Source organism: Klebsiella planticola (genome assembly GCF_000783935.2).
In the GTDB taxonomy this organism is placed as follows: domain Bacteria; phylum Pseudomonadota; class Gammaproteobacteria; order Enterobacterales; family Enterobacteriaceae; genus Klebsiella; species Klebsiella planticola.
The window spans coordinates 4,809,800-4,830,755 of the sequence record NZ_CP026047.1 but is presented as its reverse complement, the minus strand read 5'-3'; the positions used below and the strand labels follow the sequence as shown (position 1 = coordinate 4,830,755).

The window sequence follows — 20,956 nt, the reverse complement described above, 5'->3', positions numbered from 1 at the left end:
CTGTGATGCTGGCCTGCAGGCCAGCCTGATAGGTTACTTGACGCGTTTTTGCGCTTCGTTGAGCAGTTGTTCCAGCAACTGGCCTGGTCTGGCGTATTTGCGGCACAAAATCATGGCGGCGATGATGTATGGCTTCCAGCTGGCTTCTTTGTAGGTGGCGATCCGGTATTTTTCGAAGACGGCTTCGGTGACTTCCCCCTCGTCGCAGGAGACGCCGGTGATATCGGCAGGCAGACAGTGCATATATAGCGCCTCGCCGCCTTGAGTCTGCGCCATCATCTCTTCAGTACAGTGCCAGTCTTTATGGTTGGCGTTTTGCGCCAGGCAGGCCTGCTCCAGGGCTTTTAACCCGGCATGATCGTTAGCGCGCAGCAGTTCGGTGCGTTTTTCCATCACCTTATAAGGCGCCCAGGACTTCGGATAAACAATGTCCGCATCCTTAAATGCTTCCGCCATATCGGTGACCTGACGGAAGTGACCGCCAGAAGCTTTGGCGTTGTTTTTCGCCACGTCGATGACGTCCGGAATCAGATCGTAGCCTTCCGGATGTGCCAGAGTGACGTCCATACCAAAGCGGGTCATCAGACCGATAATTCCCTGAGGTACCGAGAGAGGTTTGCCGTAACTTGGCGAGTAGGCCCAGGTCATGGCGATTTTTTTACCTTTCAGGTTTTCCAGCGATCCAAAATGTTCACGCAGCCAGGCAAGATCGGCCATTGCCTGCGTCGGATGGTCAATATCGCACTGCAGGTTAATGAGGGCCGGGCGCTGCGGCAGTACGCCCTGTTGGTATCCGTCATCCAGCGCGTCGCCGACTTCACGCATGTAGGCATTGCCGGCGCCAAGATACATATCATCGCGAATACCGATAACGTCGGCGCAAAATGAGATCATATTGGCGGTTTCGCGAACGGTTTCGCCGTGGGCAATTTGTGATTTGCCTTCATCCAGGTCCTGCTGCGCGAGACCTAACAAATTCAGCGCTGAGGCATAGGAGAAACGAGTGCGGGTTGAGTTATCGCGAAAAACAGAAATTCCCAGCCCGCTATTAAACACCTGGGTGGCAATATTCTCTGCGCGCAGCGTCTTTAAGGCTTCGGCAACATCCAGAACCTGTTTCAGTTCATCCGGAGACTGCTCCCACGTCAGCAGGAAGTCTTTATCGTGCAGGTTGGAGTTGAGGTGGTTGATATCCTTAATCAGTTCGTTAACAGTTTTCATTTTTAGATCCTGGTAGTGAATGACGAGCTTAATGATTGCTGTGCGGTCGGGAGCGGCGAGCGTGAAGTGGCGACGGCCAGCGCTGTATATTCACTAACAATAACTGTGCCAGTTCCTGATAAAGAGGCAGACGCAGAGATAAATGGCCGTAATTATGGGATGACGATCACGTAAACATCGGGGAACCTGGGGGTGAGGTAAATAAGATTCATTTTCGTTATGCTGGCTTGAATGCGGTTTCTTTTATTCACAGGCAACTGAGAGGGGGGAGAAGAGGCGGGTTTATCGTCAAATTGATAAAAACCCTCTGCGAATTCTCATATTGATATGAAAATGTGATATCGCCTCCATATTTCCGTCAAAGAGTGAAAAGGGGATTTTATCTGCATCAAATACTTCCCACCCTGGGGTAGTATCATCGGGAAAGAATAAAGATAGTTTTCGGTTAGTGAGAGTAAGGGTTCATTATGATTTCCTCTAACACCTTATCCGTATTGATGCAAATTCAACCCACAATTCAACGATTTGCTCGTATGCTTTCCAGCGTTCTTCAGCTTGAGGTCGAGATTGTCGATAACACACTCTGTCGCGTCGCCGGGACAGGAGCGTACGGGAGGTTGCTTGGAAAAAAGTTGAATGAAGATTCGCGACTTTTGCGTTACATAATAGAAACAAAAAAAGACAAAGTTGTTACCCATTCACGTTTTGATCCCCTTTGTAAAGGATGTGCCAGCAAAGAGAATTGCAAAGAGAAAGCGTTTCTTGGCACGCCTGTTATTTATCAGGGGCAGTGCGTGGGCGTTATTAGCCTTATTGCGTTAACCCGCGAGCAGCAGGAGCGAATTAAGGACAATCTCCACGAATTCTCCGATTACGTTCGCCATGTCTCATCAATATTTGTTTCGCGGTTGCTGGAAGGTCAGGGCAGTAGCGATAATATTCAAAAAATATTTTTGACCATGATTGAAAATATGGATCAGGGGGTGCTGGTGGTTAGCCTCGATCAAAAGATAAAATTTGCTAACCAGACGGCATTAAAGATTCTTGGCGTGAATCAGGGAAATATGGTTGGCAAAACGATTACTTTTCGCCCGTTAACCTTTGAACATAATTTTGTTCGCGGCCATATGCAGCATGTGATCTCCTTTGATGACAAGAAAGAACTTATTATCGGGCAGCTGCATGCTGTTCAGGATCAGTGGCTATTCTTAATGGCGTTTCATCAATCGCATGCCACGACGGATTTCAGTTCGGCGCAGGACGAGCCGCAGATTGAGCAGCTGATTGGCGAATGTCGCCCGATGCGTCAGTTGAAAAAACTGATTAGCCGCATAGCGCGCGGTCCGTCCAGCGTGATGGTTGCTGGCGAAAGCGGGACCGGAAAAGAGGTTGTCGCCCGCGCCATTCATAAGCTGAGCGACCGACAGGCAAAGCCGTTTATTGCTATCAACTGTGCGGCTATCCCGGAACAGCTGCTGGAGAGCGAGCTGTTTGGTTACGTAAAGGGAGCATTTACCGGCGCGTCGGCTAACGGTAAACCCGGGCTGATACAGGCGGCGAATCACGGTACGCTGTTTCTCGATGAGATTGGCGATATGCCGCTTACCCTGCAGGCAAAGCTGCTAAGAGCAATTGAGTCGCGTGAGATCCAGCCGGTAGGGGCCAGTCACCCGGTTCCGGTTGATATCCGCATTATTTCCGCCACCAACCAAAACCTGGCGCAGTTTATCGCCGAGGGTAAATTCCGTGAGGACCTCTATTACCGGCTTAACGTGATTCCGTTAAGGTTGCCGCCGCTACGCGAGCGGCAGGATGACATCGAGCTGCTCATTCACCATTTCCTGCAGCTGCATACCCGCCGTCTCGAGCTGGTCTATCCCGGCGTCTCTCCCGAGGTAATCGGTTTGCTTAAGCGCTATCATTGGCCTGGCAATATCCGCGAGCTAAGCAATTTGATGGAGTATCTGGTCAACGTTGTGCCATCTGGTGAGGTGATTGATGCGTCATTGCTTCCGCCTAACTTAATCTGCAGCGGTAAAACCACCGGGCGCGATGCCAGCCTGCCAGGCGAGATGGCGGAGGTTAAAGAGGAAGAGGGCAGTACGGCGCTGGAAGCGATGGAAAAACAGATGATTCGCGACGCTCTGACTCGCTACAGCAATAAGAAACAGGCAGCGGATGAGCTGGGAATTGGCATTGCCACGCTGTATCGCAAAATTAAAAAGTACGAACTGATTGGCATCTGATTCGTGAACGGGCAAGGATAGCCCTTATGCTAAACGTGTGCCCGAGTGGCGGCGGGTTATCACTCTGAGAGCGGCAATTATCAAAATCATCTCTTCTTTACTCCGGCTTGTGGTTTGACTCATTCACTGCTGCCTGTGAGGCCAGCAGCAGGCAGTGCTTGCTCGCTTCAGTCTTCATTTCTGTCTGTTTTTTAACCAGGTGGCGTCATTATTGCTTTGTAACTCTGTCTTCGGCCGCTGAGGCCGCCGGTTAGCAAACATGATAAGGACAGGATTATGGCGCAACTCAATGAGAATACACCCCCCTTAGCCGTATCACCGATCACCCCCTTTTTTGCAAAGTCTCGCATCATTGCCCGCCCCGGATTTAACCGTTGGCTGGTCCCTCCGGCGGCGTTAGCCGTGCATTTATGCATCGGTATGGCTTACGGCTTTTCCGTCTTCTGGTTGCCAATGTCGCAGTTAATTGGCGGTATACAACCCCTGCAATGTCCGGCTGAGATGTCATTCTGGCAGCAGCTATTGACCCGAGAATGTGACTGGAAAATTTCGCTGCTGGGTTGGACCTATACCTTGTTTTTTGTTTTCCTTGGCTGCGCCGCGGCACTCTGGGGAAGCTGGCTGGAAAAAGTCGGTCCGCGACTGGTGAGTCTCGTCGCGACGCTGTGCTGGTGCGGCGGGTTGCTGCTCTCCGCTCTGGCCATTTACAGTCATCAGCTGTGGCTACTGTGGCTGGGAGCCGGAGTGATTGGCGGTATTGGTCTGGGGCTGGGCTACATAGCGCCGGTTTCTACGTTACTGCGCTGGTTTCCGGACAAACGTGGGATGGCTGCCGGCATGGCGATCATGGGCTTCGGCGGCGGAGCACTGGTTGGCGCGCCGCTGGCGAACTGGCTGATGAACTTTTTTGCCGGTCCGCAAGGAAACGGCGTCTGGCAGAGTATCCTGGCGCTGGCGGGTATCTACTCGCTGTTTATGTTGTGCGGTACGTTTGGCTACCGTTTGCCGCCGATGGGCTGGCATCCCTCGGGGGAGAAAGCGCAAAAGGTGATGCGTAATCATTCCACCATACAGGTGCATGTCTGCGTGGCGTGGCGAACGCCCCAGTTCTGGCTGCTGTGGCTGGTGTTGTGGTTGAATGTCACCGCCGGTATCGGCATTTTGGGTATGGCCTCACCCATGCTGCAGGAGATTTTTGCCGGAAAGCTCCTCTCGCAGGACCTGAGCTGGAATGAATTAAGTGGCGAACAGTTGAAGCGGATTGCGACGATGGCCGCCGGATTCACCGGCCTGCTCAGTTTGTTTAATATTCTGGGCCGTTTCTTCTGGGCTTCGGTGTCGGATATGTGCGGCAGAAAGACCACTTTTGCCTTAATCTTTTTTCTGGGGGCGTTGTTATACGGGACGTTGCCGCTGACCAACCACGGTGGCTATGTGGCGCTTTTCGTCTGCGCGCTGTGCGTCATTATTTCGATGTATGGCGGCGGCTTTGCCACCATTCCGGCTTATCTGGCCGATGTCTTTGGCTCTCAGATGGTTGGCGCGATTCACGGTCGTCTGCTGACCGCCTGGTCCGCTGCCGGCATTAGCGGGCCGGTGCTGGTGAATTACCTGCGAGAATATCAGCTGGCGCAAGGCATCGCCCCGGCGCGGATCTATGATATTACGCTGCTGGTCTTGACGGCATTACTGGTTATGGGTTTCATCTGCAACCAGCTTGTGCGCCCGATTGCGGAAAAATATGCCATGACCGCCGAACAGCAGCAGCAGGCTAAGGGCATGTATACCATTAATGCTAACGCGCAGCTGACGTGGGAGGCCCGTCCCTCCGTTGTGCTACTAACGTTAAGCTGGTTTGCTGTGGGTCTACCGCTGCTGTGGGGGATGGGAACGACGTTGCAACAGGCGATAAAATTTTTCATATAGCGAGGCGATCGTGCGCATACGGACGCAACGCATCCATTACGCTGCCGGAGGCGTGAGTTCGCCTGTATTTCTGAACAGCCCCGCAGAAACGATCGGGGCTGCAACATATAGATTCCATTTGAATAACGATTCCTATTCTCTGCTGCGGTGATACACTGACAAACTGTGATCTTTGTCATACCGTAATTCATACCGAGAAAAGAGACACTGCTATGCAACATATCATTGAGGGTTTCCTCAACTTCCAGAAAGAGATCTTCCCGCAGCGTAAAGAGCTCTTCCGTAGCCTGGCCTCCAGTCAGAATCCCAAAGCGCTGTTTATCTCCTGTTCTGACAGCCGCCTGGTACCGGAACTGGTGACCCAGCAGGAACCGGGACAGCTCTTTGTCATTCGTAACGCGGGGAATATCGTGCCCTCGTTCGGGCCAGAGCCGGGCGGCGTTTCCGCGACTATCGAATATGCCGTTGTTGCCCTGGGCGTCACCGATATTGTGATCTGCGGCCATTCCAACTGCGGCGCGATGACTGCGGTTGCGACTTGTCAGTGTCTGGATCCGATGCCGGCGGTGGCGCATTGGTTGCGCTATGCCGATGCGGCAAAAGCGGTGGTCGAGAAAGGCACCTGGAACAGTGAAATCGATAAAGTGAATGCGATGGTGCGGGAAAACGTCATCGCACAGCTGAACAACATCAAAACTCACCCGTCGGTTGCCGTGGGTCTGCGCGATAAGGCGCTGCGCCTGCACGGCTGGGTCTACGATATCGAAAGCGGGGCGATTGGCGCGCTGGATAAGAACACCAAAACCTTCGTATCGCTGTCGGAGAACCCGGCCGTCTACTTCGAGTAATTTCTCTCATCAGGGCAGGGAAGCCCTGGATCTCAGCATCCCGTTTTTTGACTGGTCCCCCCATTTTTCCCCTGTGGCTTTCCCGTCGCCTGCATCATGACCGACCGTCATCGCGCATCTGCCATACTCATGACTGCTTTACCATCGTGCAGGAGGGGGAATAATGATTAAGCTGTGTGAAACGTGCGGCACGTCGTATGACGAAACAAGAGCCACAATCTTACGCTGCAAGATTTGTGACGATGAGCGGCAGTATGTCCCGGTCAGCGGACAGGCGTGGACAACCTTTGACGATCTCATCAGCCGTCATACCAACGCCTGGCAGCAGCATGACCACGCGCTGTTTAGCCTTAAAACCGTTCCCCGGTTCGCTATCAATCAGCGCGCCTTTCTGCTCAGAACGCCGCAGGGCAATATTCTGTGGGATTGCATTGCCAATCTCGATGCTGCCACGACGGCGTTGATAACGGCGCTCGGCGGTATTGATGCTATCGCGATTTCCCACCCCCATTACTACACCACCATGCAGGATTGGGCGGCCGCCTTTGATGCACCGGTCTATCTGCATGCCAGCGATAGCGAGTGGATCGTGCGCCATAGCCCGGCGATTCGCCTGTGGCAAGGCGATGCGCTTGAGCTATGGCCCTCGGTGCAGCTGTTGCGACTGGGCGGCCACTTTGCCGGGGGAACCGTTCTACACTGGCGCGAGGGCGATGGCACGCTGCTGGTGGGCGACATCCTGCAGGTGACTCCCGGCGCGGATGCGGTCTCTTTTATGTGGAGCTACCCAAATATGCTGCCGTTGCCCGCGCCGGTAATTGAAAGCATCAGGCAGCGGCTGGCCGGCGTGCGGTTTAGCCGACTGTACGGCGCCTTCGAAGGGCAAGATATGCCGAAAAACGCGCACGAAAGAGTACAACGTTTCGCAGAGAAATATCTCGCCTGCCTGCGTGGATGACGCCTGTTAATGGCGATGAGAAGCCCTTTTGGACAGGACTCCTCTGCGTCGCGCCTTGCCGAAAATGGCCGCTATAACACCCCGTCGCCGCCATCCGAGCACCAGACCTGGCCTGAGGTGAAGGAGCAGGCGTCAGAAGCGAGGGTCACATACAGCGGGGCGATCTCTACCGGCTGGCCCGGGCGGCCCAACGGCGTATCGGCGCCGAACTGGCGGACTTTTTCCTCCGGCTGGCCGCCGCTCGATTGCAGCACCGTCCAGTAGGGGCCGGGAGCGACCGCGTTGACCCGAATGCCTTTCGGCCCCAGCTGTTTGGCCAGCGATTTGGTAAAGGCCACCAGGCAGGCTTTGGTCTGCGCATAGTCAAAGAGAATCGGGCTGGGCTTAAAGGCCTGCACGGAAGAGGTATTGATGATCACGCTTTGGGCCTGAAGATAGCGCAGCGCGGCTTTGGTTATCCAGAACGGCGCGTAGACGTTGGTCTTAAAGGTGGCGTCGAAATCGGCGGTCGAGAGATCTTCCAGCGATTCACAGTACTGCTGGCGCCCGGCGTTATTGACCACGATATCGAGGCCGCCCAGCTCACTGGCGGCTTGTTCCACCAGCGCCTTGCAAAACGCTTCGCTGCGAATATCGCCGGGAAGCGCCACCGCTTTGCGCCCTTCGGCCGCGATCAGGGCGATGACCTCCCGGGCATCAGGTTCCTCTTCCGGCAAATAGTTTATCGCCACGTCGGCGCCTTCGCGGGCAAAGGCGATCGCCACCGCGCGGCCAATGCCTGAGTCGCCGCCGGTAATCAGCGCTCTTTTTCCCGTAAGCCACGCGGAACCGAGGTAACTGCTCTCACCGTGATCCGGTACAGGGACCATTTCTGATGCTAAACCGGGCGGCGTTTGCGGCTGGTCGGCAAAAGGGGGCTGGGGATACGGGGCTGTGAGTGTTGCGTTATCGCTCATAGGGTCCTCCTGCGTAAAACCTTAAGGATAGGCCGGATGACGCACGGTGGGCGGGATTAGCACCATTAATGTGCCGCTTGCGCCACGGCGAATGTCGGCACTAAAAGAGCATTGCGGCGGGTAATATGTTGATTGCCGGGCAGGTTTGCCAACAGGCGATGCGTGTCCGATAGCGCTGTTTTTAGGATGATTCTCGCCATTTAATTGAGAATCTCTTTCAATAAGATGACCGCGGTGAAGCGGCTCTTCGTCGCCGCCGGCGTACCAGTTCCATGACCACTGTCGGGTGCGGACCCGGTGTAACTCATTTCGCTTGTTAAAACGCATCCTGGCAACCAGGCTTTATAAGGCTGGTTGAGGAACCTGCGCAGGACCTTTTCCTGCCGCCGGCTCACCAACAACCGCAATCACCCACGCTGCTACCGGAGGTATACATGAGGGGATTGATGGCGACTCACGCCGCAGAGCGCGGCAGCCGCCCGGAAAAAGAAGACCCGCGCGAGCAGGGTGAAATCCCGCGTAAACGCGACGATAGCGAGGATCATCAGCAAGATCCTTATCACCCCGCTCCCGAGCAGCGCTAAGATGCACGATCACAGGTCTGTCTGTGGCAAACGCCTGCGACGACGGGACGCCGGCCGGGAAATGGCGCCGGCCATGGCTTCAGCCATCTCGGCGCAGGCGGTAATGCCCTGTACAAACGGCTGATCGTGCATTAGCCACGGCAGCGCCGCAAATGCCACACGCCCTCGTACTTCCGCAGGCTCCTGTAACGTGTAGTCGTCCCCGACGTCCGGGATATCGTCGCCGGTGGCCTGCAGCTGCTCCCGTAACGTCGGGAAGGGCAGATCTTTCGTTTTGAGCGCTCTTTGCCCGCGCGCATCGATAAAGACATCATAGGTGGCGCGGTTTTCCCGGGTGGTAATCACCGTTTTGTCCTCGTCGATCGCCATCTGGTAATCCTCGCCGAGGGCGAGGATACGGATGACCCCGGCTTCGCGGAGCGCCAGCAGGCGGCGGATCGACTCTGACGGAATAGCGGCGTAATTATCGATGAACACCCGGGCGAGTCCGGCGCTAAAGCGCTGACTATCCCGCTCATCCAGATGCGGGACAATCTCCTGTACGGCCTCATGCAGACGGAGGATGACATAGCGCCACGCAACGGTGTATTTCTCGCGCTTGTTGCGTTCGACTTCCATAAGGTTGGCCTGCGCCCAGTGAAACGGGTCATGTTGGCGCCGTTCACGGAACCACGCGTCGCTGAAGCTATCGGCGTTCAGCGTCGGGAGGGCGATGCTGGCGCTCCATTGCGGATCGGCGCGGTCGATCTCCTCAGCCATCAGCCGGAAGACACGGTCAAGTAAACCTTCTGAACCGGCGGCAATCGCCTTTTCCAGCGCTTCAGGCGTCACTACCGCAAGCGGTTCATAGGGAATCGGGCAGTAAAAATCCGCTTCCGGTAAAATACCGGAGCGCGACATCAGGACGATATTCAGCGCTTCGCTGGCCGGATTGAGCCTGAACTGCAGCGGTCGATCGGCGGATTCGACAAACTCGCCGTGCTGAACCACGACGGCCATCGCGGCATCAATGCCGCTCAACGAGGTGCCCATGATCCCGACCCTGCACGCCGGGATCTCTGCATCCATCAGGCCGGACCACGGGCTGGGGAAGAAGGTGCGGGTGGACTCCTCGTCAGCGGGCCAGACGTGGCCTGTGGCGATGACCGCCAGGTCGAAGCGTTCCGCCGCCGGCTCACCTTGCGCCCATACCCTGACGCCTTCTGCCGTAGCCTGCAGGTCGGTGACCTCACAGGATTCATGCACCGTTAGCGGGAAGCCCTGTTGTTTGGCTCTGGCTGCCAGGCCGATAAACTGGTCGCGAAAATACTCACCAAGCAGGATACGCGGAAGAAACTGGCGAACATGCAGCGAATCATCGCTGACGCCATAGCGGGCAAGATGCTCCTTGCTTTGCTGTTTCAGCCAGTCGATATAGGTACAGAGGATCGGTGGGATTTCAATACTGGCGATATTAGCCAGCATCATGCGCGAGTTTTCTTCGTCGCTGTATGGCATGCCGACACCGGCCTGACGCGCCTGCTCATAGACCGTCACCGCCAGCGGCTGCTGATACTTTAACAGGGAAAAAAGGGTGTAAATCCCGGTGGGGCCAGCGCCGATAATCGCAATTTTCTTCATGCATAATCACCCGTGATAAACGTTCTTCCATTGCAGTTTCCCGCCTGCCGGACGGTTAACCGGGCAAAGCGATCTGCGCCTGAGGTACAGCAGCGGGAGCCGGGTTTAAGTGTGGTCGAAAACCCCGGCGCTAGCCAGCTGGATGCATGCGGGCTGTGCGCCTCCCTCGGCTTGCGGTGACGGGCAATAAAAAAGGGGCCCTGTGCCCCCCATAAGTTTTCCGCTTTTCTATCGCTCAGGGCAGAGGAAACTGTTTAAAGGCCGGATGAGCTTCTGCTGTTTCGCTATGGGCGCGAATAGGGTGGAAGTCATGGGCCTTAACCACATCGGGGATCATCGCTTGAATAAAGGTCCATACCACGGCGCTGGTCACCGCGACCTGATCGAGACGCGTGTTGAGCGGGCGGTGTTCCAGCGCGGCGTTCCATTCCCGGCAGGCAGACAGCAGCTGCCAGGTGATGCGTTCAATCCACGGTTGATACTGTTTCTCTGGCGGCCGTAAGCGGTGCTCGTAAACATGCTGTACGGCTTTTTCGCTGGCCGCCAGAATCAACCCCAGGATCTGCAGATCTTCGGCCAGCGCAGGGCCGGCGACGGGGAGTAATTTACGCTGCATATCCGCCTGGGATTCGAAGTAATGGAGGATCAGCGTAGAGTCCATCAGCCGTACGGCGTTATCCAGAATCAGCGTAGGCGCCTTGACCACCGGATTGATTTTTGAGAAGGGATCAACGGCGCTAAACACCGACAGCGGCAGGTGTTCAAATTCGACACCGTACAGCGCCAGAGATACTGCGACGCGCCTCACATAAGGGGAGTCCAACATGCCAATGAGTTTCATCATGATTCCTGTTTTCCTGTCTCTGAAAGGAGAATACCTGGCCAATCAAGGTGCGCCAGGGAGGGATATCCCGGTTCGCTTTGCCCCTGGCCGCAGAGAGACATTACGCCAGATTGGCTATGACGAATATTACGCATTTCTTACCTGAGATGTCAGAATGGCTGACCGGTATTGTCGCCTGAGGTTTTCCCCCCTGGGCAATGGTAACGTTGACCTCCAGGAGCTGGAATATAAGGAGCTGCTTCATGTCGGATTACCCACCGATCGCCAGTTTACGAAGCTTTGAGGCCGTTGCCCGGCTTGGTAGCGTGACGCTGGCGGCGAAAGAGCTGCATGTCACCCATTCGGCGATCAGTCAGCAGATTAAAGTGCTGGAAGAGATGCTCGGCGTGAGATTGTTTACTCGTCACGGACGCGGGGTGCAGATTAATGAAGAGGGGCGACTGTATGCGATGCATGTCCGCGAGGCGCTGGAACATATCGCGGATGCGACTCGTCTGGTCCACGTTAAGCCGCGGACGACGACGTTAACCCTGGCCACGGTACCTTCTTTTGCCTGCCACTGGCTCTTGCCACGGCTGGATCGCTTTCGCGCCCGATATCCCCATATCACCTTGCGGCTGCTGGTCAGCCTGACGGTCACCAACATGCAACAGGAGGCGGTGGATATCGCCATTCGCATGGGGAAAGGTGACTGGGAAGGGCTGGAAAGCCGCTATATGTTTGCCGATGAGCTGATTGTGGTGGCTGCGCCGCATTATAACGGCGGCTCGCTGCCCGCGACGCCGCAAGAGGTGGCGGCCGGTAAGATTATATTTTCGATGGAATCCTGGAAAACCTGGTGTCTGAAGGCCGGACTGGAGCGGGAGATCGTCGCCGGCGGGCTCTGTATCAACGACTCGAATCTGGTCCTGGAAGCCGTTCGACTCGGCAATGGCATCGCGCTGGAGCGGCGCTCCCTGGTGCAGGGCGCTATCGACCGCGGAGAGCTGGTCCAGCTCACCGCCTGCTCTGCGCCTTATCCCTGGCCGTACTGGCTGGTCACCCCGCAGCAAAGTGAAAAGAAAGCCGAAGTCTCTGTGTTCATCGCCTGGCTTAATGAAGAACTTGCGGCCTGGCGCCAGCGGGAAGAGTTGCCGTCGCCGTTATAGCATTATTCTGGCGCTGGCAAAGGGTTCGCTCAACGGCTGGCGGACTGGGCAAATTCCCGCGCCAGCGCCAGAAACGCGGCCAGCCCGGCGGAGGGGTGGCGTCTACCGGGATAATACAGACACAGGCCGGGAAAAGGGGGCGTCCAGTCGTCCAGTAAACGAATGAGCCGGCCGGCCTGAATATCCTCGATGACATCCTGTTCAAGGAAGAAACCAATTCCCGCATGCTCCAGCACCGCAATCCGCGCCAGCGACGCCTCATCCAGCGTCAGCTGCCCGCGGACATCGACCTGCACCGTTTCTCCTTGCTTCTCAAGGTGCCAGCGATAGAGGGAACCATCGGGCAGACGCACCCGGATGCAGGGATGATTGAGCAGGTCTGCAGGGGTTTCAGGCCGCTTATGGTGCGAAAGATAATGTGCAGAAGCCACCACGGCATAGCGCTGAGGCTGGCCGAGGGACAGTGCGATCATATCCTCCGGTATCAGGCTGGCGACCCGTACGCCCATATCGAAGCCTTCCGCCACGATGTCGATCAGCCGGCCATCGGTGACGATATCCACCTGCATTTGCGGATAGCGGCGCAAAAACTCCAGTACCACCCGGGAGAGAAGCGCGCGGGCGGCAAACGGAGGCGTATTGATGCGCAGGACGCCAGAAGGGGTTTCACTGCGGGAGCGGACGACCTCAAGGGCCTGATGCACTCCCTGTAGCGACGGACCGATGTTATCTATAAACAGGCGGCCGGCGTCGGTGAGCCCCACGCTGCGAGTGGTCCGGTTAAATAAACGCACGCCCATTTCGGCTTCAAATTTAGCGATGATGTGGCTCAATGCGGTGGTCGATACCCCCAGTTCGATCGCCGCCGCACGAAAGGTCCCCCGTCGGGCGATGGCCATAACGGCATCTAAATCAGTCAGCGTGATTCGCGACATTATCCCATTTCCTTCATCATGGCATCCCGGTTTGTCCTGATTGTTTAAATTATAAAGGATTCTTAAAGTTAAGCCGTAGAGTTTAATCACGGGAGATTCACTATGGATATGCCATCAGCAGTGCAGGCCTTTTTTACGGCTGAAGATCTGGACAGCGTTGTCAGCGCCTTCACCCCGAATGCGGTGGTGAAGGATGAGGGGAATACCTACCGCGGGCGGCAGGCCATCCGGGAATGGCAGGTTGCCGCCAGACAAAAATATCAGTATGTCGCCGAACCCATTGAGGCGATCGCGCAGGGGGATAGGGTGAAGGTGCGCGCCATCGTCAGCGGAAATTTCCCCGGTAGCCCGGTCATTCCTGGCTATCTATTTCACCTGACGGCAGAGCAGATCGATGGGCTGGAGATCGGTGATGACTGATTTCCTGGCGCTGGAAGGAAAACGCGTACTGATTACCTCCGGAACCAAAGGGGCGGGGGCGGCAACCGTGGCGCTGTTCCGGCAGCTGGGGGCGCGAGTGTTAACCTGCGCTCGCCATCAGCCGGACGCTGCTGTTGATGCGCTATTTGTGACGGCGGATCTCTCCACGGCGAGCGGGTGCGCTGTGCTGGCCACTGCGGTGCAGGAGCTGTTGGGCGGTGTGGATATTATCGTTCATATGCTGGGCGGTTCTTCGTCCCCGGCGGGCGGGTTTGCCGCGCTGAGCGATGCGCTGTGGCAACAGGAGCTGGATCTCAACCTGTTCCCTGCGCTCAGGCTGGATCGGTTACTGCTTCCCTCGATGCTCAACAGCGGGAAGGGGGTGATTATCCACGTCTCTTCAATCCAAAGAAAGATGCCGCTGCCGGAGTCAACCACGGCCTACGCTGCGGCAAAATCCGCGCTGTCCACCTACAGTAAAAGCCTGTCGAAAGAGCTCTCCCCGAGGGGCGTTCGTGTTCTGAGCGTGGCGCCCGGCTGGATTGAAACCGAGGCGGCGGTCAGATTTGCGCAGCGGCTTGCGCAGCAGGAGGGGGTCGATTATGCGCAAGGCAAACAAATCATCATGGATTCATTAGGCGGAATTCCGCTGGGTCGTCCGGCACAACCCGAAGAGGTGGCCAACCTGATTGCGTTTTTAGCCTCCGACCGGGCGGCGTCGATAACCGGCGCGGAATACGTTATCGATGGCGGAACCGTGCCGACGGTTTAACCATCCAGACTAGCCCTCGGTAAGGACCGTCAGCTGGACGGTCCGCCGTTGTCGTTTTATTAGTCGGTGATGCAACGTTTACTGCTGCAACACTTCAGCAAATTTCGCCAGCCATTGCGGATGCGCGGGCCACGCAGGGGCGGTAACCAGGTTGCCGTCGACGTGTGCCTGATCGATACCAATGTCGGCATAATGCCCGCCGCTGAGCCGTACTTCCGGCGCGCAGGCCGGGTAGGCGCTACAGGTCCGGCCTTTCAGGATTCCGGCGGCGGCCAGGAGCTGCGGGCCGTGGCAGACGGCGGCGATGGGTTTGTGCGCCGCGTCAAATGCCCGAACCAGTTTAAGCACCTCATCATTCAAACGCAGATATTCCGGCGCTCGTCCACCGGGGATCAGCAGGGCGTCATAATCCTGTTCTTTAACTGCGGTAAAGTCGGCGTTGAGGACAAAGCGGTGTCCGGGTTTCTCACTGTAGGTCTGGGCACCGTCAAAATCATGGATCGCCGTCATGATATAGTCGCCTTTATGCTTATCCGGGCAAACCGCGTCAACCTGATGACCAATCATCTGCAAGGCCTGAAACGGCACCATGGTTTCATAATCTTCGGCATAATCGCCGACCAGCATCAGTATTTTTTTGCTCATCTTGATTGTTCCTCAGGGAATAAAGATGCCTAAGGTATAGCCCAGGGGGGGAGGGAATGCGAACCGCAAGTGGTGTTGTGGGCACTGATACCGCGGCATTTTCGCCTTTGGTCTGCTTTTTGAGAGCGCGCGGGTCTTTGCCAGAGTCGACTCTCGTCGACGATAAGGGATTGCCGACCTGTGATGATGAGCAGGGCAAAGAAGTACTGCAACGTCTGGCCGATCCCGAAACGATAATGGCGTGAAATCTTACGGCAAATCGCGTGCCTGTAGTGAATTCACAGGGTCTACAGGCTGCAAGTTCTCATTACTGTAGGCATTATTGATGATGATTGGCGCGTTTTATATTGCTGCCCGGCCCCGTCAGGACAATAATCGCCCATACGGATGTCTCCTTTCTGAATACAGGCCGCCATGATCATAAAAATCGTTTGTCTGAGCCTTCTTTGCATCATCCTGCTCTCCCTTGGCGCGAGCCTGGCCCAGGCGATGTATCAGCGGGAGCTACGCTCGCAGGAAGGCTGGTGGTCCGCCCGTCGTGACTCAGCTGGCCTGGCGCCTGACCCCCAGCAAAACGCCCGCCTGGCCATTGTGCAGGTCTACGCTGCGCCGACCTGGGGATGGAAAGGTGTGGTGGCGGTGCATCCCTGGATTATCTATAAACGAGCCGGGGAAACGGAATATAACCGCTATGAAGTGATTAGCTGGGGAGGCGGGGAGAAGGTGCGCCATAATAGCAATCCGCCGGATGGCTACTGGTTCGGCGCGAAACCTCGTTTACTGGTAGAGCACCGGGGAGCGGAGGCCGAGGCTATGATCCCGCAGATTGTTGCGGCAATTGCTTCCTATCCGTGGCCGGATACTTATCACGCCTGGCCAGGCCCTAACAGTAATACCTTTCTGGCCCATATTGGACGCGAGGTGCCTGCGCTCAAACTGGATCTGCCCGCCAACGCGGTGGGGAAAGATTTTCGCTCGCTGCTGAATCCCATTGGTCTACCGCCCTCCGGGCGCGGGGTACAGGTGTCGGTGCTGGGTATCGCCGGCGTAACGCTGGGGGCTGAAGAGGGATTTGAACTCAATATGCTGGGGCTGAACGTCGGCCTGGATTTCACACCGCTACGTATCCGTCTGCCGTTTATTGGCGGGCTGGGCCATAACAATTTGCCTGGTGACGCAGCGGAACACTCGCGGTAAATGGCATCGCGCCTCTCCTGCAGTTAAGCCAACATGGCTTATAGCCTCTGCACATTTCTCCTCCATGTGGCCGGAAAGGTCGATATTGGCATTTTAATTGTTATGTTATAACATAACAATTAAATACTGTGGCCATGCTTAGCAGGCCGAAACCAGTGTACCAATGACAAATGAAGTACGAGGAGATAAAAGACAATGTCCGGAACCAGCGTAGCAACACAGGGCGACAAGCGCCTACCGGTGACCGTTCTGTCCGGTTTTCTGGGGGCCGGGAAAACGACCCTGCTCAACCATATTCTGCACAACCGGGAGGGCAGGCGCGTTGCGGTTATCGTCAATGATATGTCGGAGGTCAATATTGATGCCGCTCTGGTCAGGGAAGGGGGCGCTGAACTTTCACGTACCGATGAAAAACTGGTTGAAATGAGTAACGGCTGCATCTGCTGCACCCTGCGGGAAGATCTCCTGCTGGAAGTTAATCGCCTGGCGAAAGAAGGGCGCTTTGATCAGCTGGTTATCGAGTCTACCGGGATTTCTGAACCGCTTCCGGTTGCTGAAACCTTTACCTTCGCCGGCGATGACGGGCAAAGTCTTTCAACCGTGGCGCGTCTTGATACCATGGTTACCGTCGTGGATGCCTTCAATTTTTTGCGGGATTATGACTCTGCGGATAGCATCCGCTCACGCGGGGAATCACTGGGCGAAGGTGATGAGCGCAGCGTGGTCGATTTGCTCATTGAGCAGATTGAATTCTGCGATGTGCTGGTCCTGAACAAAGTCGATCTGATCGATGACGGGCAACAAGAAAAGCTGATGGCTATTTTGCGTTCGCTTAATCCGCGGGCAAAAATGGTGGTCTCCCGGTTTGGTCAGGTCGCGCTGGATAAGGTGCTGAATACCGGACTGTTTGATTTTGATAATGCCGCACAGGCACCGGGCTGGCTGAAGGAACTGCGCGGCGAACATACGCCGGAAACAGAGGAGTATGGGATTAGCAGCTTCGTATTTCGCGCCCGTCGGCCTTTCCATCCGGCTCGATTCTGCCAGGTGATGGCGCATGAACTGGCTGGTGTGGTCAGATCGAAAGGGTATTTTTGGTTGGCCAGTCGTGCGGAATTTGCCGGTGCCTGGTCACAGGCGGGTGGCGTGGCGCGTCAGGAACTGGGGGGAAGGTGGTGGGCAAGTGTCCCCAGAGAACGTTGGCCTGAGGATGATGAGTCGTTGAAATTTATTTTGGCAAACTGGATGGATGGCGTGGGCGATGCCCGGCAGGAACTGGTGTTTATCGGAATGAATATGGATGAATCAGCGCTGCGCGCCCGGCTGGCTTCCGCTTTGCTTACGGACGAAGAAATGGCGGAAGGTCCGGGCGAATGGCGTCACTATCCCGACCCGCTTGCGCCCTGGTTTGCCGCATGAGTCAACGGAAGAGACCCGATAAAAGCCGGCCCTTCATCTCGTTGCAATAGCTCTGCAGCTAAAAACGCGTGTGCGGGACTGTTTGATGCTGCGTGGCAAGCTGGCGTTAATTCCTGTTACAGGAACCGCATGGATAAGCGCAAAGGGAAGAACGGGTATTATACCGGGAGAAATGTGCGAAATTCACGCACCGTTCGATAACCTACAGACTGTTGCTGATGTCTGCGGAATAAAGAATGGTGCGTCCGAGTGGACTCGAACCACCGACCCCCACCATGTCAAGGTGGTGCTCTAACCAACTGAGCTACGGACGCATTATGGTGCGTTTAATTGGACTCGAACCAACGACCCCCACCATGTCAAGGTGGTGCTCTAACCAACTGAGCTATAAACGCATTATGGTGCGTTCAATTGGACTCGAACCAACGACCCCCACCATGTCAAGGTGGTGCTCTAACCAACTGAGCTATGAACGCAATGTTGTGGTGACAACGGGGACGCATATTAGCGATCGGATGGGGTTGTGGCAAGAGGCAAACGTCACTTTTCTTTCAGATCTCACGCGATTGCGGAAGTTTTACGCATATTGTTCATATTTTACTGATGCTAAAGGATATTTCTTATCCAGCTGCCTTTGTCTCGCTGCGGCGTCGTTCCTGACGCGGCGCGAAGCGAGGCGTGGCGAAGTTGCCGGAAGAGAGAATGAGTGATTTGTCAGACGAACGGTGCAAGAGGCGTCGCAGACGCTGGTACCGGAAAGGTGTGATTACCTGAAAATAAGGCGGAGGGTAAAAAGCGCGCAGAGGACTAACAGGATCAGAATAAGCTCAAAACGATAGCGTTGCAGCATAGTGGCTTCCTGAAATAAAACCGGCGCTGAAGCAGCGCCGGTTTATGATTAACTTAACTTAGCGGAAGAATTAAGCAGCCGGTTGTGCAGCCGGTTTAGCGGCCTGATGTTTAGTGGTTTTGTGGTGTTTTTTTGCTGCCTGAGCTTTCTGCGCTACCGGTTTAGCCGCGGCTTTGTGGTGCTTTTTCGCGGCCTGGGCTTTCTGAGCAACGGGTTTGGTTGCCGCTTTGTGGTGTTTTTTCGCGGCCTGGGCTTTCTGCTCAGCGGCTGGTTTGGCGGCGGCTTTGTGGTGTTTTTTCGCGGCCTGGGCTTTCTGTTCAGCGGCTGGTTTGGCGGCGGCTTTGTGGTGTTTTTTCGCGGCCTGAGCTTTCTGTTCAGCGGCTGGTTTGGCAGCGGCTTTGTGGTGTTTTTTATGATGGGTGGTCTTGGCAGTGGTGCTGTGAGTTGCAGCAGCCGGAGCCTGAGTGGTGCTTACTGCGTCAGCAGCGAAAGCAGCAGAAGACAGACCCATAGCAGCGGCAACGACCAGAGCTAATACTTTTTTCATTCTGATATCCTCGAAATTGTTTCTTCAGTTAACCCCACTGCGGGGCTGTTGAAATTACTATAAGTTTTTCTTTCTCAGGCTTCAGTGAGTGTTTGGTATCGGCGAGTAACGGAATGTACAACGCGCAGGGCGGGCGAAAAGCAGGATGCTCCGCCAACGGAGTCAGCGTCGGCGGAGGGGGGCGGTTAGCGATGCGGTGTATGGGACAAGGTCGTGAGCAGCGTCGGGCGGGTCATTCGTACGCAATAGGCGGGCTGGCCGCGTTCAAAACGCCATCCTTCGGACAGTGGTCCGGCGTCGACGGTGTCAAAGCCAAACGCCTCGTACAGCGCGGCGGCGATCGCTTTTCCTTTTTCACTATCGCCTGCTAACGGCAGCGCCCGACGATTTTCCGCCCCCGCGGGCAGTCCATCGCTTTCCAGTTGGGTCATGGGAATAGCGTTAAACGCTTTGGTGACGGTTGCGGCAGGCAGGATCTGGGCGAGCAATTCGCTGGTCGTGGTCTCTCCTGACTCCAGCGCCTCGATCGGGCCGTCACGCTCGGGATAGTAATTCACTGCATCAATGACATGTTTATCCTTAATGCCGGCAACCGGCAGCGAATGGATAGCGCTGAGCGGCACGGCAATGACCACCACCTCGCCAAATTCGGCAGCGTCCTCTGCGCTACCGACCTGACAGCCAATCATCGGACCCAGGCTGAAAAGAGTCTGGGGCCCCCGTGAGTTACTCAACATGACATCGTGACCGGCGGCAAGCGCCAGCTTCGCGATAGACCGGCCAACGAATCCGGCGCCAATAATGCCAATCTTCATTTTCAACTCCTTACCAATGATCTGATAGTGTCGATAAATTTAATTCCATCTCTGCAGAAGATAAATCGTAAGATAGTGGAATGATAAACAACTCAAATGAGTGAATCATGGACCAGCTCACCAGTATCAGGGTTTTCGTGAAGGCGGCTGAAACGGGGTCGTTTGCCGCCGCTGCCGGACAGCTGCGACTCTCGCCGCAGATGGTCGCCCGACACGTGGCAGCGCTTGAGGCGCACCTGGGCACTTCATTAATCGCCCGCACCACGCGCCGACAGACGCTCACCGATATCGGGCGTAGCTATTATGAACGCTGCCGGGTGGTACTGGCTGAGATCGCGGAGGCGGACGCGGTGGCGCAGGAGATGAAAGCGACACCTTCAGGCATCATCCGGGTGAATGCGCCGGTCACTTTTGGTTCGCATGCGCTCGCAGCCTTTATTACCGACTATCTTGCCCGCTACCCTGACGTTCAGGTTGAACTGACGTTGAGCGACCGCATTGTCGACCCGATAGAAGAGGAGTTTGAGGTGATCGTGCGCATCGGTGAGCTGGCCGACAGCTCGATGGTTGCATGGCCTCTGCTGCCATACCGGCTGATTGCCTGCGCGTCACCCGACTATATTTTGCGCCACGGCGAACCGCAGACGCCGACCGATCTTCAACATCACGCGTGCCTGGTGTATGGGCACTGGTCGGCGGGCAGCGCCTGCCGGTGGCAATTTGAGAAACAGGGGGCCATGTTCGAGATCAAACCCTCCGGGCGGTTCCGCGCGAATGACTGGAAGGCGCTGATGAATGCGGCCATTGCCGGGCACGGTATTACCCTCGGGCCGGAAGATGTGTTGAAAACCGAAGTGGAGCGGGGGAGCCTGGTGCAGGTATTAGCCGGATTCTCAGGACCGGCGCGGCCCATGCATATTCTGGTGCCGGCCGGACGTCGGCGGACGACGAAAATTAAATGTTTTGTTGACGCCTTAAGAACCGCACTGGGCCCGCGCTGAATCC

Annotated in this window: 20 protein-coding genes and 3 tRNA genes; 11 read left to right on the top strand and 12 right to left on the bottom strand. The window is 56.0% G+C overall.

Going from position 1 to position 20,956, the window contains the following annotated elements; translation table 11 throughout:
* Positions 1-33: 33 nt before the first annotated feature.
* A complete protein-coding gene (gene ygeW, locus MC50_RS23310; RefSeq protein ID WP_032696015.1) occupies positions 34-1,221 on the bottom strand; it encodes a knotted carbamoyltransferase YgeW in 1,188 nt (395 codons plus the stop codon).
* A 467-nt stretch (positions 1,222-1,688) separates the two neighbouring features.
* Here ygeW and MC50_RS23305 point away from each other — a divergent pair, with 467 nt between their 5' ends.
* From MC50_RS23305 to MC50_RS23290, 4 genes are all read left to right on the top strand, one after another.
* A complete protein-coding gene (locus MC50_RS23305; protein ID WP_032687286.1) occupies positions 1,689-3,467 on the top strand; it encodes a sigma-54 interaction domain-containing protein in 1,779 nt (592 codons plus the stop codon).
* A 276-nt stretch (positions 3,468-3,743) separates the two neighbouring features.
* Positions 3,744-5,393, top strand: a complete 1,650-nt coding sequence (locus tag MC50_RS23300; RefSeq protein WP_047665023.1) for an OFA family MFS transporter — start codon at positions 3,744-3,746, stop codon at positions 5,391-5,393.
* A gap of 212 nt (positions 5,394-5,605) precedes the next feature.
* A complete protein-coding gene (locus tag MC50_RS23295; protein WP_004862810.1) occupies positions 5,606-6,241 on the top strand; it encodes a carbonic anhydrase in 636 nt (211 codons plus the stop codon).
* Between the two features lie 163 nt (positions 6,242-6,404).
* Entirely contained in the window at positions 6,405-7,199 is a 795-nt protein-coding gene (locus MC50_RS23290; protein WP_047665022.1) for an MBL fold metallo-hydrolase, read from the top strand.
* 71 nt (positions 7,200-7,270) lie between these two features.
* On the opposite strand, the gene MC50_RS23285 is transcribed toward MC50_RS23290, so the two are convergent.
* Positions 7,271-8,155 (bottom strand): SDR family oxidoreductase, encoded by an 885-nt coding sequence (locus MC50_RS23285; RefSeq protein ID WP_047665021.1) that lies wholly within the window; start codon positions 8,153-8,155, stop codon positions 7,271-7,273.
* A gap of 434 nt (positions 8,156-8,589) precedes the next feature.
* Here MC50_RS23285 and MC50_RS28730 point away from each other — a divergent pair, with 434 nt between their 5' ends.
* Positions 8,590-8,739, top strand: a complete 150-nt coding sequence (locus MC50_RS28730) for a hypothetical protein (RefSeq protein ID WP_190306313.1) — start codon at positions 8,590-8,592, stop codon at positions 8,737-8,739.
* Positions 8,740-8,748: 9 nt separating this feature from the next.
* On the opposite strand, the gene MC50_RS23280 is transcribed toward MC50_RS28730, so the two are convergent.
* Positions 8,749-10,359 carry an FAD-NAD(P)-binding protein gene (locus tag MC50_RS23280; protein ID WP_032696019.1) on the bottom strand — a complete coding sequence of 537 codons (1,611 nt, stop codon included), beginning with the start codon at positions 10,357-10,359 and terminating at the stop codon, positions 8,749-8,751.
* A 235-nt stretch (positions 10,360-10,594) separates the two neighbouring features.
* Positions 10,595-11,200, bottom strand: coding sequence for a glutathione S-transferase (locus MC50_RS23275; protein WP_047665020.1), 606 nt, complete (start codon positions 11,198-11,200; stop codon positions 10,595-10,597).
* Between the two features lie 245 nt (positions 11,201-11,445).
* On the opposite strand from MC50_RS23275, the gene MC50_RS23270 reads away from it, so the two are divergent.
* Positions 11,446-12,351: a LysR substrate-binding domain-containing protein gene (locus tag MC50_RS23270; RefSeq protein ID WP_047665019.1), complete on the top strand. Its 906-nt coding sequence runs from the start codon at positions 11,446-11,448 to the stop codon at positions 12,349-12,351.
* Positions 12,352-12,380: 29 nt separating this feature from the next.
* Here the strand turns inward: MC50_RS23270 and MC50_RS23265 are convergent, their stop codons facing one another.
* Positions 12,381-13,286: a LysR family transcriptional regulator gene (locus MC50_RS23265; protein ID WP_032699644.1), complete on the bottom strand. Its 906-nt coding sequence runs from the start codon at positions 13,284-13,286 to the stop codon at positions 12,381-12,383.
* A 102-nt stretch (positions 13,287-13,388) separates the two neighbouring features.
* Here MC50_RS23265 and MC50_RS23260 point away from each other — a divergent pair, with 102 nt between their 5' ends.
* Both MC50_RS23260 and MC50_RS23255 read left to right on the top strand, forming a co-directional pair.
* On the top strand, positions 13,389-13,706 hold the full coding sequence (locus MC50_RS23260; RefSeq protein ID WP_032696023.1) for a nuclear transport factor 2 family protein: 318 nt from the start codon (positions 13,389-13,391) through the stop codon (positions 13,704-13,706).
* Positions 13,699-14,478, top strand: coding sequence for an SDR family oxidoreductase (locus tag MC50_RS23255; RefSeq protein ID WP_047665018.1), 780 nt, complete (start codon positions 13,699-13,701; stop codon positions 14,476-14,478). Before MC50_RS23260 ends, MC50_RS23255 begins: the two co-directional genes overlap by 8 nt.
* A 78-nt stretch (positions 14,479-14,556) precedes the next feature.
* Here the strand turns inward: MC50_RS23255 and MC50_RS23250 are convergent, their stop codons facing one another.
* The gene (locus MC50_RS23250; protein ID WP_047665017.1) at positions 14,557-15,123 is read right to left on the bottom strand and encodes a DJ-1/PfpI family protein; all 567 of its coding nucleotides are present in this window, start codon (positions 15,121-15,123) and stop codon (positions 14,557-14,559) included.
* Positions 15,124-15,537: 414 nt separating this feature from the next.
* Here MC50_RS23250 and MC50_RS23240 point away from each other — a divergent pair, with 414 nt between their 5' ends.
* Positions 15,538-16,320 (top strand): DUF3750 domain-containing protein, encoded by a 783-nt coding sequence (locus MC50_RS23240; RefSeq protein WP_032687303.1) that lies wholly within the window; start codon positions 15,538-15,540, stop codon positions 16,318-16,320.
* 195 nt (positions 16,321-16,515) lie between these two features.
* On the top strand, positions 16,516-17,739 hold the full coding sequence (gene zigA, locus MC50_RS23235) for a zinc metallochaperone GTPase ZigA (RefSeq protein WP_032699672.1): 1,224 nt from the start codon (positions 16,516-16,518) through the stop codon (positions 17,737-17,739).
* 237 nt (positions 17,740-17,976) lie between these two features.
* Here the strand turns inward: zigA and MC50_RS23230 are convergent.
* The 6 genes from MC50_RS23230 to MC50_RS23210 form a co-directional block, all read right to left on the bottom strand.
* Positions 17,977-18,053 (bottom strand) — tRNA-Val (locus MC50_RS23230).
* Between the two features lie 4 nt (positions 18,054-18,057).
* Positions 18,058-18,134, bottom strand: a tRNA-Val gene (locus MC50_RS23225).
* 4 nt (positions 18,135-18,138) lie between these two features.
* Positions 18,139-18,215 (bottom strand) — tRNA-Val (locus tag MC50_RS23220).
* Between the two features lie 290 nt (positions 18,216-18,505).
* Positions 18,506-18,589, bottom strand: a complete 84-nt coding sequence (ydgU, locus tag MC50_RS29395) for a small membrane protein YdgU (protein ID WP_099130681.1) — start codon at positions 18,587-18,589, stop codon at positions 18,506-18,508.
* A gap of 70 nt (positions 18,590-18,659) precedes the next feature.
* Complete coding sequence (asr, locus tag MC50_RS23215; RefSeq protein WP_071887178.1) at positions 18,660-19,136, bottom strand: acid resistance repetitive basic protein Asr; 477 nt, start codon at positions 19,134-19,136, stop codon at positions 18,660-18,662.
* Between the two features lie 185 nt (positions 19,137-19,321).
* On the bottom strand, positions 19,322-19,951 hold the full coding sequence (locus MC50_RS23210; protein WP_032687374.1) for an NADPH-dependent F420 reductase: 630 nt from the start codon (positions 19,949-19,951) through the stop codon (positions 19,322-19,324).
* Positions 19,952-20,058: 107 nt separating this feature from the next.
* Here MC50_RS23210 and MC50_RS23205 point away from each other — a divergent pair, with 107 nt between their 5' ends.
* A complete protein-coding gene (locus MC50_RS23205) occupies positions 20,059-20,952 on the top strand; it encodes a LysR family transcriptional regulator (RefSeq protein WP_032687375.1) in 894 nt (297 codons plus the stop codon).
* Positions 20,953-20,956: the final 4 nt, after the last annotated feature.